Source organism: Vibrio atypicus (assembly GCF_009811315.1).
GTDB classification, from domain to species: domain Bacteria; phylum Pseudomonadota; class Gammaproteobacteria; order Enterobacterales; family Vibrionaceae; genus Vibrio; species Vibrio atypicus.
The window spans coordinates 216,640-232,120 of sequence record NZ_BLID01000003.1; the positions used below are offsets into that span (position 1 = coordinate 216,640).

The 15,481-nt window shown below is 42.4% G+C and carries 15 protein-coding genes; 6 read left to right on the top strand and 9 right to left on the bottom strand.

Annotation, left to right across the window (positions count from 1 at the left end; translation table 11 throughout):
* Window positions 1-2: 2 nt before the first annotated feature.
* Genes GVO60_RS08225 through GVO60_RS08235 form a run of 3 tightly spaced genes read right to left on the bottom strand, consistent with a single transcriptional unit; the run spans window position 3 to window position 2,388 of the window.
* Window positions 3-935, bottom strand: coding sequence for a 5-oxoprolinase subunit C family protein (locus GVO60_RS08225; RefSeq protein WP_159652793.1), 933 nt, complete (start codon window positions 933-935; stop codon window positions 3-5).
* Window positions 932-1,639, bottom strand: coding sequence for a 5-oxoprolinase subunit B family protein (locus GVO60_RS08230; RefSeq protein ID WP_159652795.1), 708 nt, complete (start codon window positions 1,637-1,639; stop codon window positions 932-934). Before GVO60_RS08230 ends, GVO60_RS08225 begins: the two co-directional genes overlap by 4 nt.
* Window positions 1,639-2,388: a 5-oxoprolinase subunit PxpA gene (locus tag GVO60_RS08235; protein ID WP_159652797.1), complete on the bottom strand. Its 750-nt coding sequence runs from the start codon at window positions 2,386-2,388 to the stop codon at window positions 1,639-1,641. The genes GVO60_RS08230 and GVO60_RS08235 overlap by 1 nt, the downstream gene beginning before the upstream one ends.
* A 168-nt stretch (window positions 2,389-2,556) precedes the next feature.
* On the opposite strand from GVO60_RS08235, the gene GVO60_RS08240 reads away from it, so the two are divergent.
* The 4 genes from GVO60_RS08240 to galE all read left to right on the top strand — a co-directional run bounded on the left by GVO60_RS08240 (window position 2,557) and on the right by galE (window position 8,145).
* Window positions 2,557-4,602: a TonB-dependent receptor plug domain-containing protein gene (locus tag GVO60_RS08240; protein ID WP_159652799.1), complete on the top strand. Its 2,046-nt coding sequence runs from the start codon at window positions 2,557-2,559 to the stop codon at window positions 4,600-4,602.
* Window positions 4,592-5,083 (top strand): YfiR family protein, encoded by a 492-nt coding sequence (locus GVO60_RS08245; protein ID WP_159652801.1) that lies wholly within the window; start codon window positions 4,592-4,594, stop codon window positions 5,081-5,083. Before GVO60_RS08240 ends, GVO60_RS08245 begins: the two co-directional genes overlap by 11 nt.
* On the top strand, window positions 5,080-7,050 hold the full coding sequence (locus tag GVO60_RS08250; protein WP_159652803.1) for a sensor domain-containing diguanylate cyclase: 1,971 nt from the start codon (window positions 5,080-5,082) through the stop codon (window positions 7,048-7,050). The genes GVO60_RS08245 and GVO60_RS08250 overlap by 4 nt, the downstream gene beginning before the upstream one ends.
* Window positions 7,051-7,128: 78 nt before the next feature.
* A complete protein-coding gene (gene galE, locus GVO60_RS08255) occupies window positions 7,129-8,145 on the top strand; it encodes a UDP-glucose 4-epimerase GalE (protein ID WP_159652805.1) in 1,017 nt (338 codons plus the stop codon).
* Window positions 8,146-8,234: 89 nt separating this feature from the next.
* Here galE and GVO60_RS08260 read toward each other — a convergent pair whose 3' ends face one another.
* From GVO60_RS08260 to napF, 6 genes are all read right to left on the bottom strand, one after another.
* The gene (locus GVO60_RS08260) at window positions 8,235-8,372 is read right to left on the bottom strand and encodes a TIGR02808 family protein (protein WP_159652807.1); all 138 of its coding nucleotides are present in this window, start codon (window positions 8,370-8,372) and stop codon (window positions 8,235-8,237) included.
* Window positions 8,373-8,384: 12 nt separating this feature from the next.
* Complete coding sequence (locus GVO60_RS08265) at window positions 8,385-8,963, bottom strand: NapC/NirT family cytochrome c (RefSeq protein ID WP_159652809.1); 579 nt, start codon at window positions 8,961-8,963, stop codon at window positions 8,385-8,387.
* A gap of 29 nt (window positions 8,964-8,992) precedes the next feature.
* A complete protein-coding gene (locus GVO60_RS08270) occupies window positions 8,993-9,448 on the bottom strand; it encodes a nitrate reductase cytochrome c-type subunit (RefSeq protein WP_159652811.1) in 456 nt (151 codons plus the stop codon).
* 72 nt (window positions 9,449-9,520) lie between these two features.
* Window positions 9,521-12,010: a periplasmic nitrate reductase subunit alpha gene (gene napA, locus GVO60_RS08275; protein WP_159652813.1), complete on the bottom strand. Its 2,490-nt coding sequence runs from the start codon at window positions 12,008-12,010 to the stop codon at window positions 9,521-9,523.
* Window positions 12,007-12,321 (bottom strand): chaperone NapD, encoded by a 315-nt coding sequence (locus tag GVO60_RS08280; RefSeq protein WP_159652815.1) that lies wholly within the window; start codon window positions 12,319-12,321, stop codon window positions 12,007-12,009. The genes napA and GVO60_RS08280 overlap by 4 nt, the downstream gene beginning before the upstream one ends.
* 17 nt (window positions 12,322-12,338) lie before the next feature.
* On the bottom strand, window positions 12,339-12,818 hold the full coding sequence (gene napF, locus GVO60_RS08285; protein WP_159652817.1) for a ferredoxin-type protein NapF: 480 nt from the start codon (window positions 12,816-12,818) through the stop codon (window positions 12,339-12,341).
* Window positions 12,819-13,062: 244 nt separating this feature from the next.
* Between napF and narQ the strand changes: the two genes are divergently transcribed.
* Complete coding sequence (gene narQ / locus GVO60_RS08290) at window positions 13,063-14,796, top strand: nitrate/nitrite two-component system sensor histidine kinase NarQ (protein WP_159653294.1); 1,734 nt, start codon at window positions 13,063-13,065, stop codon at window positions 14,794-14,796.
* Window positions 14,783-15,415, top strand: a complete 633-nt coding sequence (locus GVO60_RS08295) for a response regulator (protein WP_159652819.1) — start codon at window positions 14,783-14,785, stop codon at window positions 15,413-15,415. Before narQ ends, GVO60_RS08295 begins: the two co-directional genes overlap by 14 nt.
* Window positions 15,416-15,481: the final 66 nt, after the last annotated feature.

The window sequence follows — 15,481 nt, forward strand, 5'->3', positions numbered from 1 at the left end:
GACTAATAGCCGAAATATCTTGCCCACTGTCCCCAAACATCTTGAAGTCCAAGTAAATCACCTCTAACGAAACGCACTTTTTGCCCCGGTTTTGCTTGTGCAAGTCTTGGCAAGTCGATACGGGCGACACAACCAAGTTTCGGGTAGCCTCCTATCGTCTGACGATCATTTAGTAATATGATTGGCTCGCCATTTGGGGGAATTTGAATCGCACCTAAAGCGATCCCTTCACTCAAAAATTCTTGTTGAGGGGGCTGAATCCTATTTCCGCACAAGCGATAACCCATACGATCGATAAATTGACTCACTTCAAATTCTTTAGAGTAAAAATTATCTAATTGCTCTTGGGAGAAATGATTCACCTGATAACCTTCTATAACTCGCAGTTCAAGTGTTAAGTCATAGTCAGGCTTGTACCGAAATGTCATTTGAATAGGTTTCTTGGTAACCAAATGAGAAGAGAAAGAAAGCTCATCGCCCACGTTCAACTTAGAACCTTGGTTTAATCCGCCCAATCCATCTCTTGTCACCGTAGCGCAGCTTCCAAGCTCCGGTGAAATATCAAACCCTCCTTTGATTGCCAGATAGCTACGCAAACCATTTTTAGGTAATCCAAACGATAGCACTTGCCCTTGTCGCGCCGAAAACGTAGACCAATTTGATAGCGGGACACCATCAAGCTTTGCATTCAAATCCCCGCCGGCAATAGCCATCTCGCAATGATGATTGACTTGGAACTCTGCTTGGCCAAGTGTAATTTCAATTGTTGGAGAGTTAATCGTGTTCCCAAGCAGGTGGTTTGCCCAACTGTAAGCATAGTCATCAACAGGGCCACCTTGGGTAATACCGAAATGAGCAAGTCCAAAGCGACCAAAATCTTGCAGTAAACTTTGTTGGCCGGGCTTAATTACCGTAATGGTTGATCTTAAGTTCATAGCCATTCCTTACTAATAGTTCCACCAAGCTCGATGAACTCGTCGCGCTGTATAGGGCGAAACTTTATTCGTGTTCCAATAGCAAAAGGCAAAATGTTTGAAGAGTTAGGATTGTATAAGTTGATGGGGCAGTTACCAATAATGTTCCATCCTCCAGGGGATTCGCTTGGATAAATTGCGGTTTGATTATTTGCAATGGCAACGCTGCCTTTCGCTACTTTTACTCTTGGAGACGATCTTCGTGGTTTTTGAAGTCGTTGGTCGACTTCTGTTAAAAAAGCAAACCCAGCAGTAAATCCAATCGCCCCGATGGTGTATTCACATTGGCTGTGTAAGGTTACAATTTCATCAATGCTCATACCCGAAGAGGTGTAAAGCTCGAGATCTGGTGCGACATCAGGGTGATAGAATACCGGTAACTCAACTAACTCGGCTTCTGGTTGGTCTGGAAGGTGAAGCAGAGACTGCGTGACAATTTTTTCGAGATATGGGATGAACTCAAAAATGGAGATTCGATGCGGTAAATAGTCAATTAATATTGTATTGAATGAAGGGGTAACATTCATGACCCAGGCACCGAGCTGATTTCTAAGATATTGACTAATCTCACCAATTACCCAAGACAATGTCGGACTTGGCTCAGCCTCAAAACGAATTAACACGGAGCATTCAGCTACCGGATCTACTGTTGTTTCGATATTCATTATGTTGCCTCCAAGTGGATCGCAGCTCGAATCTGTTCAATCAATTTGGCCGCCTCGACGTTGTCGCCATGAACGCAAATGGTATCGGCTTCAATAGCAATGGTGTACCCATCGATTGTACGCACCTTTCCATATTGAGCGATTTGCTGGACTTGGCCAATGATCTCGGCTTCATCAGTTAACAGTGCACCTGGCATACTTCTAGGCGCTAACTGTCCCGTAGCTAGGTACCGTCTATCAGCAAAGGCTTCAAAAAGCAGTGGGACGTCATATTCATCCGCGATATCAAGTAGTTCTTGCTTATCTTCAATTGCTAAAGTCATTAACGGTACGTCGAAACAAGCGACGGCGTCTATTACGGCTTCAAATATTATTGGGTCTCGCTGCATATCATTATAGAGCGCACCATGCGGCTTTACGTAACTTAGTTCCGCATTCTCACTTTCACAAATCGCTTTGAGTGCACCAACCTGATAAATCACCATGTTCGTGATTTCACTGCGAGTGAGAGGGATGCTGCGACGTCCAAATCCTTGAAGATCTGGGTAACTTGGGTGCGCTCCGATTTGTACATTATGCTGCAGAGCCAATTTTACTGTGCTATTCATTATCATAGGGTCAGAAGCATGATAGCCACACGCGATGCTAGCTTGATCTATAAAAGGCATGATATGTGCGTCACAACCTATTGACCAATTGCCAAAGCTTTCGCCCATATCACAATTTAAATTGATGTTGGTTTTGTTCATTGACTAGAGTTCTTTGTTCAACACGTTACTAAGATGTTTTAAAAGAGTAATTCAAACAGTGATCAGTTTCATTGTTTGCTCAACAACTTAGTAAAATATGCTGTTCCATATATGATTCAGTACTGATAAGTGAAATAATAGAGGCTGCTAATATAGCTAGGAAAATTAATGTTTAAACGCACCACACTCTTTTCTTCACTCTGTGCACTCGGTTTCACCGTTAGTGCAAATGACAACCTAGATGAATTGATGTCAATGAGTCTAGATGAGTTGTCTATGCTCTACGTCACGATTGAAACTGCGTCCAAGTTCTCACAAAAACTATCTGATATTCCTGCGGCTGTATATGTATTGGATGGAGAGCGTATAAAGCGAAGTGGTGTTAGAACGATTGCTGAAGCGTTAGCGTTAGTCCCTGGGATCAATGTAACAAAGTTTTCAGATACTGAATTCTTTGTTTCTTCTCGCGGTTTCCACGATGGCTTGTATAACAAAATGCTAGTCTTAATGGATGGGAGAAGCTTGTTCAGTCCAGTTTATGGTGGCGTCTATTGGACTGATATTGATTATGTTCTAAATGATATAGAGCGAATCGAAGTACTACGTGGGCCAGGAGGCACTATGTGGGGGGGAAATGCGGTTAATGGCGTTGTAAACATTATTACTAAGTCGACGGATGAGACCATAGGAACTTATACATCAGGAACTCTTGCAAAACAGGGAGATTATGCGATTGATGTACGACATGGTTTCCAAGTAGGCGATAAGGCTAACGCTAGGTTTTTTGCAAAATTAAAAGAAAACCACTCATATCCAAATGATGATTTGTTAGTACGACGAAACTCAATGCTAGGGGTGGTTGTAGAAGGTGATACAGCGCAAAGCCATTGGACATTTAGAGCTGGTGGCGAAAAAAGCGATTTCGTACAACAGCAGACTAAATACGAGTTTTATGGGCCAGGCAATAGCTATAGTGGGTTCACAACCTCTCGTAACGATGTAGAAAGCCATTCGTTTTACTTACAGTCACAACTCAAAACCAACCATTCAGAATCATTAAAATCTGTGACTAATCTTGTCTATCAATATGACCTTGATGAAGCATTAGATGCCCCTGGTACTTATAGTACTTTCCAAATTGATACGTCATTTCTTAATCAGCTAACGGAATCACATAACCTTTCATATGGAGCTGGGTATAATTTTGTTGCGATCAATTTTACGAAAAACACCGCCAACACTGATACGGAAAATATTAATCAATATGTACGTATTGGTAATACTAAAAGTGAGTCTGATAGCATTGTTAATGCCTTTATACAATGGGAAGCAGCCTGGTCCGATAAGGTTAAAACGACGTTAGGTGTTAAAGGCGAGTATTTTGAGCACTCTTATGCATTTGAATATTCACCTCAAGCTAGAATTATGTATAGCCTAGATGAACAACACTCATTTTGGGCTGGGATAGGGCGTAGTGTGACATCCCCGTCCTATATGGAATCATCAACGAATTACTATAGTGTCTACTATTCAGACTATTACGGTGATTATTTCGTCGGAAAATATGAATCGAACGATGATCTTGATCTAGAATCCGTAGTTTCTAAAGAAGTTGGCTATAGATATACCGGTGGTCGATTTGATTTGGACGCTACGCTTTTTAGTAACAAGCACTATAACGTTAGAGGAAGTGACTATTCCCATTACGAAGATCAGTTTGATGTCTATATTCAAAGTGATGACTATGAGTTAGATAGTCAAGGTGCGGAAGTTGCGATTCGGTTGGGATTAATGCCCGACTGGGAACTATATGCGAATTACACCTACTTTACATCAGAGCAAAGTTTTGTCGGAAATGCTGTAGAAAACCCAAATTATAATGACATTTACTTTGATATCGAATATCAACACTTAGCTGTCATTCAGAACCTTTGGCAAGTGACGGATTCAATTCAGTTTGATGTGGTTGTTAAAGGTCAAAAACTTAAGTATTCAGATAGTTACGAGAAAAACCTCAGTTCTGATTTGTTACCTAACTATATCTCACTAGATGCACGCCTTGCATGGAAACCAAGTGCGAATAGTCCTGAATTAGAGTTCAATGTTCAAAATATCGGAGAGAAGAAAGGTTATTATAATGATGCTTCCCAAACTTTTTCCTCTGGATTTATAAATGAACAACTCATGTACGTAAGGCTATCGCATGAGTTTTAATCGATTCATATTGCTTATCTCGCTGTTTGGTGTTGGTTTTACCTCACCGGCATTGGCTAAGTTTACTCCACAACAAGTGAAAGCGGTTTATATCTATCGAATTGCGAGTTTTGTTCACTGGACTCGAGATGCTCAGATGCCCGTTATTAACATCTGCGTCCCTGATGATTCTGAAATTCGCGAGATTTTGGAGAACATTACGAAAGATAAAGAAATACGTAACAAACCGATTCTGGTCGGAAGCCAGAATTGTGATGTGTTATATATATCGAAAAAAGAAAGCTTAAACATGATTGATATTAGCCAAAAGCAAGCGATATCAATCAGTGATATTCATGATTTCGTCGAGCTTGGTGGTGTGATTGAACTTACGACACTTGGTGGGCGAATTAAGCCTAAGGTTAACCTCAATAATGTTGGAGAGTTTACTATTTCATCGAACTTTCTGAGAGTCGCAGATATTGTTGGGGGTGATAAATGAACTTCCTAAACAATATGTCATTAAAAAGTAAGTTGATTCTACCTATTGTTATTTTCACTGGAATCATATTCATCTCCTCTCAAGGCTACGCATTTTTTAATGCGTTTGAAACTCAAAAAGAAAACTTGGTCAATCGAGTTAGTGTATTAACGAAAGGGGTGGCTTATAACTTACAAGCCGCCATTCTTTTCAATGACAGCTTAAGTGCGACAGAAGTCCTTGATGCCTTTTCCGCAGACAGTGACGTCATTCGAGTAAAACTGTATACCGCAAATGGGCAATTGTTTGCGATGTATGAGCGCGAAGGTGCAACTGCTCCGGTGCCAACTGAAAAGGAAAGAATAGAGATCCGTGAGAATAAACTCTCTATCGGGAATGAGCATATCTTCTTGCTGGTGCCAATCGAAATAGAAGGAGATACGATTGCTCAATTAAGGGTAATTATTTCCAAAGACTCTTTCCAACAGCTCTACAACTCAGTTTTAACCAACAGTTCTATTTTTCTTGTTTTGTTGATTGTGTCGGGAATGGTTTTATATAAAACCGTCGATAAGTTCATCGTTGGCCCTGTATACAACTTAAATGTCGGTATGAATGCCTTTATAAATCGTAAGCAGAAAGGAGGCAACATTGAGCCTGCTGCTGACGATGAAATTGGTGATTTGGTACGTGCCTTCAACACTATGCTAGATAGGCTTAGCCAAAGGGAACAGCAGGTCGCATATACGTTAGATAAACTGGAAGAAGAAAAGTCATTCGCAAACGAAGTTGTAGAAACAGTGAAACATGCATTGGTTGTTGTCGATGAGAAAGGCGTTATTGTCCATTTCAACGGAGCGACATGTGATGTATTCCGTTGTACGAGTGCGTTTCTTAAAGGTATACATTTTGTCGACTTGATTGATAGTGACGATGTCGATTTTATTCACCAAGCACTCGCGCAAAAACTGGAGTTTACGGATCGACAGATATGGAACAATGACGTCTTTAAACAATCTCAGCTATTACAGATGAGTTGTACCAAATTGACTAAGCGTCGTCAGATTCTATTTTCTATTCAAGATATTACGGAAGTCGATGCCGCATTAAGTAAGCAACGTTTAGCTGCAGGCGTGTTTGAAAATAGCCAAGATGGCTTGATGGTAACGGATCAAGATGATGTCATCACTATGGTTAACCCATCTGTTACTCGCCTATTAGGTTATTCGCAAGAGGCGTTGTTAGGTAAGAAGCCCGTAGATACCTTTGAGTGGCAGCAATTCTGCTCTCTTATGCCTACGATTAAAGAGTCTGTAACGCAATATGGTCAGTGGCAGGGCGAAATTTGGGAAAAACACCTATTTGGCCACAAAGTACCAATGTTCGTGAAAGTGTCGAGAATCAATAGTCGTGAAGATCATGATCGCTGTGATTTTGTTTATATATTATCTGATCTGTCTAGCGTAAAAGAGATGGAGCGTTTGGAGTACCTTGCTCACCATGACTCGTTGACTGGCTTGGCAAATAGGGCGTTACTCTATCGCGTATTAGATGACTCTCTTAAAGATGAGCGTGAAGCAAAAAATGGTCTCGCATTACTGTATCTTGATCTGGATGGCTTTAAGTTAGTCAATGATACGTATGGCCACGATGCAGGAGATGAAGTTCTTAAGCAAGTCGCCGAACGTCTTCTGTCTCAAGTCAGAAGCAAAGACCTGGTCGCACGTTTGTCTGGAGATGAGTTTGTTGTTCTACTAACGTCAACCGATAAAAAAAGCATTCCAGTTCTAGCAGACCGCTTGATTTCATTGATCAACCAGGATGTTGTTTATCGTGGTCGAGTCCTTAATGTTGGGGCGAGTATAGGTGTGCATTATGTAGATAAACGTTCATTGCCAATGGACGAGCTCATAAAAGCTGCGGATACCGCAATGTACAAAGCTAAGAGCCAAGGGAAAGGCCAGTTTGTATTAAGTGAAAGTAACTAAAGTAGTCTCACTTTTGGACTATATTTTCTGTAGTGACTCAGTTAACATTTCACCCAGATTATTCAAAAGGTTAGTAATATGAACGTCTTGGTTACTGGCGGTATGGGCTACATTGGCAGCCATACGTCAATTCAATTAATTGAAGCAGGGATGACACCTGTAATTTTTGACAATTTGTATAACAGCAAACAGACCGTTTTAGAGCGAATTGAGAATGTATCCGGTGCTCGACCAGTTTTTGTCGAAGGTGATATTCGTGATAAGGCGTTGCTAGTTGAAGTATTGAAATCTCATAAAATCGATGCAGTTATCCATTTTGCTGGATTGAAAGCAGTGGGTGAGTCCGTAGAGAAACCGCTAGAGTACTACGACAATAATGTGAATGGTACTTTAGTGCTTGTGGATGCAATGCGTGAAGCGGAGGTGAAAACACTCGTGTTCTCATCGTCGGCAACCGTTTATGGCGATCCTGCCTCTGTGCCAATCACTGAGGATTTCCCTACGAGTGCGACTAACCCTTATGGTCGCAGTAAACTAATGGTTGAAGAGTGCTTAACCGATTTCCAAAAAGCCAACCCAGACTGGAGCATAACGTTACTACGTTACTTCAACCCAGTTGGTTCTCACCCAACGGGAGAATTAGGTGAGGATCCTCAAGGAATTCCAAACAACCTGATGCCTTTTGTTTCTCAAGTTGCAGTGGGGCGTAGAGAGTTCTTATCGGTGTTTGGTGATGACTACCCAACGGTTGATGGTACAGGTGTGCGCGATTATATCCATGTTATGGACTTGTCTGATGGCCACATTGCGGCACTGAAGAAAGTTGGCAGTAAAGACGGCCTACATATCTACAATTTAGGGACAGGTAATGGCTCTAGTGTTTTAGAAATGGTGAAGGCGTTTGAGCAAGCGTCAGGTAAACAAGTTCCTTTTAAGATTGTCGAACGTCGTCCTGGTGATATTGCTGAATGTTGGGCTGACCCAGCTAAGGCAATGCAAGAGCTAGAATGGGAAGCAACACGTTCTTTAGAAGAGATGACCGCTGATACATGGCGTTGGCAGTCTAATAACCCACAAGGTTATCCAGAAGCCTGACAATAAACGAGAATAAAAAAACCACCGCTAATGCGGTGGTTTTTTTACGCTTGATACAAAATAGGCAAAATTGTTTAAGCGTGTTAGGGCTATTCAGCCCCTTTATCTTTACCTAGAGATAGTAGCCATACTGAGATAGCTGCGACTACCGCAAAGCCAGATAAAACGATAACCGGCATTGCTGCATAGCCTAAGATATGCCAGATAACAGATTCTAATGTACTCATATTTCTGTCTCCTTATTGCCAGCCGTCAACACCATGCATGTCTGGAAGTTTGTGTGCGATACCTTTATGACAATCTACACATGTCTTCTCACCAGAAGCTAGGGCCGTTGAGTGTTGTTTTGCACTACGAGTGCCTTGTTCAGAGAAGTCCATAAACTCAAATTCATGACAGTTACGACACTCAAGTGAGTCATTGTTCTTCAATCTTGCCCATTCACGCTCTGCTAAGTGTGCTCGACGCTCTTGGAATTTCTCTGGAGTATCGATGGTCTTAGTAACAAAGTGAGCGAATAGCTCTTTAGATGCTTGAACTTTACGAACAATTTTATCTGTCCATTCATGCGGTACGTGACAGTCTGAACAGATTGCACGGACGCCTGAACGGTTAGAGTAGTGAATTGTTTCCTGGATTTCCTGGACGATAGGTGCGTGACAACCTGAACAGAATTCTTCTGTGTTGGTTGCTTCCATACCTGTGTTAAATGCGCCCCAGAATAGGAGACCACCAGCAAAACCCATGAACAGAACTACACCAACGGCAGCTTTACTCGGGGTTGCTAATCGTTTCCAAAACGCTTTCAATAATTTCATAGATAGCCTCTTACTTACTCACGTGTAACTTACTTAAGTGCGTCTACGCTCTTGAAATCGTTTTTGACAAGCGGCTTAGCGTTTGCCTGAGGAACGTGACACTGAAGACAGAAGTAACGACGAGGGGATACATCTGCAAGTACAGCATCTTCACGGTTTACGTAGTGAGTAACACTGATCTTTGTTGCGCCCATCTCTTTTGCGTTTTTCCAGCTATGACAAGCAAGACATTTGTTTGCGTTCAGTGATACTTCGTAACCACGGATGTTGTGTGGAATCAAAGGTGGCTGATAAACAAAACTACTGTCTAATATTTGTTCGCGAGGGTATTTCTTAAAATCATCAGCAGCGCGAGTTGACTCAAGTTCGCTTGCACCACGTAGTGATTCAAGACCACCAATGCCGCCAGGGTTCTCTAGTTCAGCGACTGCCGTACCACTAATCAAAGCACCAACAGATAACAGTGCAATTAGGAATTTTTTCATTATTAACTCTCCGCCTTATGGCTAAATTCTTGTCTTTGACTGCCGAATTAACGGCAGTCAGAGCACGCAAAGTTACGCAATCTTAGTGATCTTGATTGGACATTTCTTAAAGTCTGTCTGTTTAGACAGTGGATCCGTCGCATCAAGAATCAGCTTGTTAATAAGAATACGTGCGTCAAAGAACGGTACGAATACCAGGCCTTGAGGCGGGCGGTTACGACCGCGAGTTTCAACACGAACGCGTACTTCACCACGTTTGTTGGCAAGAAGTACTTCTTCGCCTCGGCGAACGCCACGCGCTTTCGCGTCAGCAGGGTGCATGTAACACACTGCATCTGGTACAGCTTTGTAAAGCTCTGGTACGCGACGAGTCATTGTTCCTGTATGCCAGTGTTCAAGTACACGACCCGTACATAGCCACATATCAAATTCTGAATCTGGCACTTCCGGTGGAGCTTCGTAAGGTGCAGAAATGATGAACGCTTTGCCATCTGGCTTACCGTAAAAGTCCCAGCCGCTTCCAGGCTTCGCATACGGATCTGAGCCTTCTTTGTAGCGCCACAGTGTTTCTTTACCATCAACAACTGGCCAACGCAGACCGCGAACTTGGTGGTAAACATCATATGGTGCTAGATCATGCGCTTTGCCACGACCAAAGGTCGCGTATTCTTCGAATAGGCCTTTTTGTACGTAGTAACCAAAGTGGTGCGCATCATCGTTAAGCTCACGAGATTCTTCGATAGGGAATTTGTTCACAACACCATTAGCGAACAACATGTCATACATTGTTTTGCCACGGTACTGAGGTGCTGCAGCAAGCTGTTCTTCAGTCCATACTTCTTCCATTTTGAAGCGTTTCGAGAACTCCATAACCTGCCATAAGTCAGACTTAGCTTCGCCGATAGTATCAACTTGTTGGTACCACGCTTGAGTACGACGTTCTGCGTTTCCGTAGGCACCTTCTTTTTCAATCCACATTGCTGTAGGAAGAACAAGGTCAGCTGCTTGCGCAGTTGCAGTTGGGTAAGGGTCTGAACAAACAATGAAGTTTTCAGGGTTACGGTAGCCAGGTAGACGTTCACCGTTGATGTTTGGGCCAGCCTGCATGTTGTTATTACACATAACCCAGTAAGCATTTAGTTTACCGTCTTTCAACATGCGGTCTTGAAGAACCGCGTGGTAGCCTGGCTTAGGTGGAATAACGCCGTCCGGAATGTTCCAAATTTTCTCAGCTACTTTACGGTGCTTAGGATTTGCTACGACCATATCTGCTGGTAGTCGGTGAGCAAAGGTACCTACTTCACGTGCCGTACCACACGCAGAAGGTTGACCTGTTAGTGAGAACGGGCTGTTACCAGGAGTAGAAATCTTTCCCGTTAGTAAGTGAATATTGTAAATCAGGCTGTTCATCCATACGCCACGAGTATGTTGGTTCATACCCATAGTCCAAAGAGACATGATTTTCGTGTTTGGATCGGCGTATTGCTTAGCAAGATCTAGAAGTTTGTCTTCCGAAACACCAGACATCTCTGAGGCTTTTTTGATTGTGTATGGAGCAACAGACTTCTTGTACTCTTCGAAAGAAATTGAAGACATTTTACCTGAGTTAGGGTTCGCAGCAGCTTGCTGTAATGGATCATCATCACGTAAGCCGTAGCCAATGTCAGTAGCAGTTTGCTTGAAGTTTGTGTGTTTGTTTACGAAGTCCCAGTTAACGGCATCGTTTTCGATTATGTAGTTTGCAATAAAGTTAGCAATTGCAAGATCCGATTGAGGCTCGAAAATATAGCCTTCGTCAGCCAGTTCAAATGAACGATGGTAGTAAGTCGAAAGAACGTTTACTTTAACATGTGGGTGACTTAGACGGCGGTCGGTAATACGAGTCCATAGTACTGGGTGCATTTCCGCCATGTTTGAACCCCAAAGCACGAATGAATCTGCGTGTTCAAAGTCATCGTAACATCCCATTGGCTCATCAATACCAAATGTACGCATAAATGCGCCTACCGCTGAAGCCATACAGTGACGGGCATTCGGGTCGATGTTGTTAGAACGGAAACCAGCTTTCATCATTTTCGCAGCAGCGTAACCTTCCATTACCGTCCACTGACCAGAACCGAACATGCCAACACCTGTTGGACCTTGTTTCTTAAGTGCGTCTTTCCACTTTTCGGCCATGGTATCAAATGCCACGTCCCAAGAAACCGGAGTGAATTCACCATCTTTATCGTATTGACCGTCTTTCATACGAAGAAGTGGCTGGGTAAGGCGATCTTGACCGTACATGATCTTAGAAAGGAAGTAGCCCTTAATACAGTTAAGGCCTTTGTTTACTGGTGCTTCAGGGTCACCTTGTGTCGCAACAACTTTGCCGTTTTGCGTACCTACAAGAACAGAACAACCAGTACCACAGAAGCGACAAGGTGCTTTGTCCCATGTAATTTTAGTTTGGTCTGAGCTAGCAATCAGGTTAGTAGCAGACGCCGGTAGAGTGATACCTGCGACCGCTGCTGCTGATGCTGCTGCGTTTGCCTTAACAAACGCTCGTCTTGTCATCTTCATACTTCACCCTCGGTTTGGGAATATTGAGTTCCAGTGTTGTTATTGTGTGTTCCATCTTCATCAAGCTCCGTTTCGATTTGGTGATAAACCAGTGCGGTGCTGAGAACATTCGGTAGGTTGTTGATTGCTTCGATCGTATCGGTAATAAAACCTTGGTTTTCAGTTTCAAGTACTACTACGATTTTGCCTTCTGGGCTGTCACCATAAATTTCAGCATTATCAAATTGCTCGATCTGTGCTTTGATTTCGGTGAGTTGCTCTGGCGCGCAATGCACAACTAGGCTAGAAATGTGCACTTCATTAAGTGACATAGGTTGATTCCGTTTTATTATAAATTGCTCACATTGATTGATGAGGTAGGGCATACAGCGACGCAAGCACCGCAACCATTACATTCATCAAGCTCTATACTCGGTTGTGCAACTTTGCCGATTTGTAATTTGAATTGGATTGCCATGGTGTCGCACATATCTCCACAGCTTCGGCATTCGACATTTTTTTGAGCTAAACAATCATCATTGATAGTAGCTCTTGCATTCCAAGGTTGTTCTGTCTTTGCCGTAAATAGCGGTTCAGGACACACTTCGGCACACTGATAACAGAACGTACATTCATCTAATGTGAAGTCTACGGTAGGGAAACCGCCATCGCCTTTTGTGATAATGCGCGTCTCGCAGCTATCGACACATTTACCACAGCGAGTACACTGATCGGTAAATGTCGATGCATTTGCCAACCAAGGTAGGCGAACGGATGAATCATCAATGATCTGACGTGCAAAAATTCGACGCTTTGTTAGGTCTACCACTTAGATACCTGAAACTAGTTAATATGAACTAAGCATAGTCCATACTTGTTATTAATAAACTGTCATTTAAGCTCACATAAATTGTAAGTTTTGACACATTTGTATAAATACCCCTTAGGGGTTAATTAGGGTGGCTTTTTGTTTTAGATCAATAAATTCCGATGGCTTTGATCACATATTGTGCTCGCCAAGGTAAATAAACAAATTAATGAAGTTAAATGAAACCTTTAACTGCGGTGAAGTTGTGTTTAAAAGTGTGAAAAATTCTGTCACAAGAACGGTCGCAAAAGCGATGGGACTTATTCTCGCGTTGTCGGTGGCGACAACTAGTTTTGCGATAATAACGTTAGCTTCAAGCTTAAATGACGCTGAAGCGGTCAATGTGGCTGGTTCTATGAGAATGCAGAGCTATCGATTAGCTCATGATATTCAGATCAGTTCCGTTGATTACACGCAGCACATAGAAATGTTTGAGCATTCTATTTACTCACCTTCGATGAAAGCGCTACAAGGCTGGACAGTACCAGAAGACATTACCCACGATTACTATCGAATCATTGTTCGTTGGCATGAACTAAAGCAGGTATTAAGAAGCCAAGATAGGGATCGTTATCTAGTGTTGGTCGCAGGCTTTGTTAATCAAATCGATGCATTCGTATTCAAACTACAAAACTTTTCTGAACAAAAGCTGATTAAACTTGCATGGGTTGGTGGCCTAGGGCTTGGTGGAATCTTGATCGTAGGTATATTTGTTGTTCACTATGTACGCAGGCAAATTGTTAGGCCACTCAATGCTTTAGTGCAAGCAAGTGAGCAGATCAAATCAAGATCTTTTGACGTTGAGCTAAATGTTCACAGCGACAACGAAATGGGCATATTAACGCGAACTTTCAACACCATGGCTGCTGATCTTGGTAAGCTTTATCGAGGCTTGGAGCAGGCAGTGAATGAGAAAACGAAAAAGCTTCAACATGCGAAAGATTCACTTCAAGTTTTGTACAATTCATCTCAAGAGCTGACGGCTTCAAGGATCACTCAGGATAATTTTGAAGCGATCTTACGGCATATTGTCAGCTTAGAAGGGATCTCTGCAGTTAAGCTTGAGATTATTGAGCAAGGTGAACGCCCTTTGGTTCTTACGGAAGGTGAAGAGTGCGCCGCCTGCAATTGTGATTGCCAGAGTAAGCCTTTGTCACTAGATGGCGTCGAACTTGGCGTTTTATATTGGAAAGTAACCTTGCCTTGTCCTGACCAAGCGTTGATCGATAACTTCGTACAAATATTATCGCGAGCGGTGTACTACAATCAGGCGCAACGTCAAGCTGAGCAATTGTTACTTATGGAAGAACGGGCCACTATCGCTAGAGAACTGCATGACTCTTTAGCGCAAGCGTTATCTTATTTGAAAATCCAAGTATCATTACTCAAGCGCGGGATGGCGAAGCTGCCAGAGAGCGATCAACTTGGGAAAACAACCCCAATTCTTGCGGAGCTTGATACTGGGCTATCATCTGCATACACACAGTTACGCGAATTGCTAACGACATTTAGATTGTCAATCAAAGAGGGCACATTTGGTAATGCGCTCACTGAGTTGACAGAGCAATTAGCAGACCGTACAGAATCACAAATTACTCTTAACAATGAATTGTCTTCTATTGAACTCGATGCTAATCAGCAAGTGCATTTACTGCAACTGATCCGTGAAGCGATGATCAACGCAATTAAACACGCAAATGCTGAACATATTTGTATCCAATGTCATGAAACCGACACAAAGGTAGTAGTATCGGTTAAGGATGATGGTGTAGGCTTTGATAGTACTGTAGAAAAGCTAAACCATTATGGAATGAGCATTATGCAAGAGCGTGCATCACGATTAAGTGGAACGCTCGTTGTTACGAGTCAGGCAAATCAAGGTTGTGAAGTATTGTTAGAATATCCAAAGATTAAGGAATCAAACATTGACCGAATGTAGAGTATTACTCGTGGATGATCATCCACTGATGAGACGCGGTATTCACCAGTTACTTAGCTTTGAAGATGAGTTTGAGGTGGTCGCAGAAGCAAGTAATGGTGCTGAAGCTGTTGCATTGAATCATGAACATAAGCCCGACCTAATTTTGCTTGATTTGAATATGAAAGGCATGTCTGGTTTAGATACGCTGAACGCTTTAAGAGCGGACGATTGTGACGCATCTATCGTAATCTTAACGGTATCAGACAGCCCTGCTGATATTGAAGCCATCGTCAAAGCTGGCGCGGATGGTTATCTATTAAAAGATACTGAACCTGATGAATTGGTAGAATTGCTTAAAACTACGTTACAAGGTAACAAAGCGTATAGTCAGGAGATATCTAAGTATCTGCTTGATAGAGAGAATAGCTCAAATATCTTCGATGAGTTGACTGATCGAGAAATGCAGATCCTAAAAGAAGTCGCTAAGGGTGATCGCAATAAACAAATTGCCGACACCTTGTTTATTTCCGAGTCGACAGTGAAAGTGCATATGAAAAGCTTATTGAAGAAGCTTAAAGTGCCATCACGAACAGCGGCAACGGTGCTTTATTTAGAGCGTTATGGCGAAAGCAAATAATGAATGCGATTTACTGTTAAATATTCAGTAAAGAGAAAGAGCTAAAAAACGGGCGCATTGAGCGCC

What these genes read in the sequence shown, in the direction of transcription:
- GVO60_RS08225 (WP_159652793.1), bottom strand. Translation starts at nt 935, where the DNA reads ATGAACTTAAGATCAACCATTACGGTAATTAAGCCCGGCCAACAAAGT.
- GVO60_RS08230 (WP_159652795.1), bottom strand. Translation starts at nt 1,639, where the DNA reads ATGAATATCGAAACAACAGTAGATCCGGTAGCTGAATGCTCCGTGTTA.
- GVO60_RS08235 (WP_159652797.1), bottom strand. Translation starts at nt 2,388, where the DNA reads ATGAACAAAACCAACATCAATTTAAATTGTGATATGGGCGAAAGCTTT.
- GVO60_RS08240 (WP_159652799.1), top strand. Translation starts at nt 2,557, where the DNA reads ATGTTTAAACGCACCACACTCTTTTCTTCACTCTGTGCACTCGGTTTC.
- GVO60_RS08245 (WP_159652801.1), top strand. Translation starts at nt 4,592, where the DNA reads ATGAGTTTTAATCGATTCATATTGCTTATCTCGCTGTTTGGTGTTGGT.
- GVO60_RS08250 (WP_159652803.1), top strand. Translation starts at nt 5,080, where the DNA reads ATGAACTTCCTAAACAATATGTCATTAAAAAGTAAGTTGATTCTACCT.
- galE (WP_159652805.1), top strand. Translation starts at nt 7,129, where the DNA reads ATGAACGTCTTGGTTACTGGCGGTATGGGCTACATTGGCAGCCATACG.
- GVO60_RS08260 (WP_159652807.1), bottom strand. Translation starts at nt 8,372, where the DNA reads ATGAGTACATTAGAATCTGTTATCTGGCATATCTTAGGCTATGCAGCA.
- GVO60_RS08265 (WP_159652809.1), bottom strand. Translation starts at nt 8,963, where the DNA reads ATGAAATTATTGAAAGCGTTTTGGAAACGATTAGCAACCCCGAGTAAA.
- GVO60_RS08270 (WP_159652811.1), bottom strand. Translation starts at nt 9,448, where the DNA reads ATGAAAAAATTCCTAATTGCACTGTTATCTGTTGGTGCTTTGATTAGT.
- napA (WP_159652813.1), bottom strand. Translation starts at nt 12,010, where the DNA reads ATGAAGATGACAAGACGAGCGTTTGTTAAGGCAAACGCAGCAGCATCA.
- GVO60_RS08280 (WP_159652815.1), bottom strand. Translation starts at nt 12,321, where the DNA reads ATGTCACTTAATGAAGTGCACATTTCTAGCCTAGTTGTGCATTGCGCG.